General features: G+C 52.0%; 2 protein-coding genes. Both read right to left on the minus strand.

Translation table 11 applies throughout. The annotated features are described in order from the left end of the window. Positions 1-132 precede the first annotated feature (132 nt). On the minus strand, positions 133-540 hold the full coding sequence (locus FTO68_RS11820; RefSeq protein ID WP_255333614.1) for a molybdopterin dinucleotide binding domain-containing protein: 408 nt from the start codon (positions 538-540) through the stop codon (positions 133-135). A 9-nt stretch (positions 541-549) separates the two neighbouring features. Further along, a complete protein-coding gene (locus FTO68_RS11825) occupies positions 550-972 on the minus strand; it encodes a hydrogenase iron-sulfur subunit (protein ID WP_255333454.1) in 423 nt (140 codons plus the stop codon). Positions 973-1,007: the final 35 nt, after the last annotated feature.

A 1,007-nucleotide genomic window follows, 5' to 3' on the forward strand; every position in this document is an offset into this window, starting at 1 on the left:
ACCGATTGCGCAGGCATGATAGACCTCAAGGATCTTCTTGCCGTCGTCACTCAGCTCGACCTCAAGGTCGTCACAGAGTGTCCCGCAGAAGGGGCATATTACATCTGATACGATATTTGCCATAGACTTTCCTCACACCTTGAGTCCGCATGCTCTGCGGACGAGTTCCTGGGAGTCATAGACCGGCTCGTTGATTGCTACTTCGACTTCAATAGGGGTGCCCTTGAAGGTCGGCATACCCATTGAGTAGGTATTTGGGTCAACGACCATGTTTGCCCAGGGTCCCATCGGAATATAGGCAAGGCCAGGGTGTGGACCCTGGGTTGCTTCGACAGCCTTCACGATGACGGTTCCGTATTCGCTTGTAACGCGGACATTGGTGTTCTTCCAGACACTCAGCTTCTTCATGTCGGAGGGATCCATCTCGATGATGCCGCATGCCTTTGTGTAGGCCTTTTTCTCTTTGCCGCCCTCCATCGAAACGCCCTGCTGAATCGTGCGTCCGGATATAAGGTTCAGTGAAATCTTGGTCACGCTCATACCCTCCGTCTACTGCTGGAACTCCTTAATGGGGCTAGGCCCAAGTTCAGTTACTGTCCTGACAACATCCTCGACGACCTTTGCCCACTTTGCACCTTCTGATGCTGAGACAAATGTCATTCTGAGTCTCTTGTCTTCGAGTCCCATGTTCTTGAGGACACTCTTCATCAAAAACATCCTCTTAGCTGCCTTGTAGTTGCCTTCAAGATAGTGGCAGTCGCCGAAATGGCAACCTGACACCAGGACTCCGTCAGCTCCGTCGATGAACGCCTTCATGATGAAGAGGGTATCGACACGGCCGGTACACATGACCCTGATCGTCCTGATGTCCGGTGGATATTGTGTTCGTGCACTCCCTGCGAGATCTGCTCCTGCATAGGAACACCAGTTGCAGATGATGCCGAGAATCTTTGGTTTCCACTCTTCCGTCATTTACTGCTCACCTCCGAGGAGGAACGCATCAATCT

Origin of the sequence: Methanocalculus taiwanensis (assembly GCF_024372745.1) — an archaeon.
Taxonomy (GTDB): domain Archaea; phylum Halobacteriota; class Methanomicrobia; order Methanomicrobiales; family Methanocorpusculaceae; genus Methanocalculus; species Methanocalculus taiwanensis.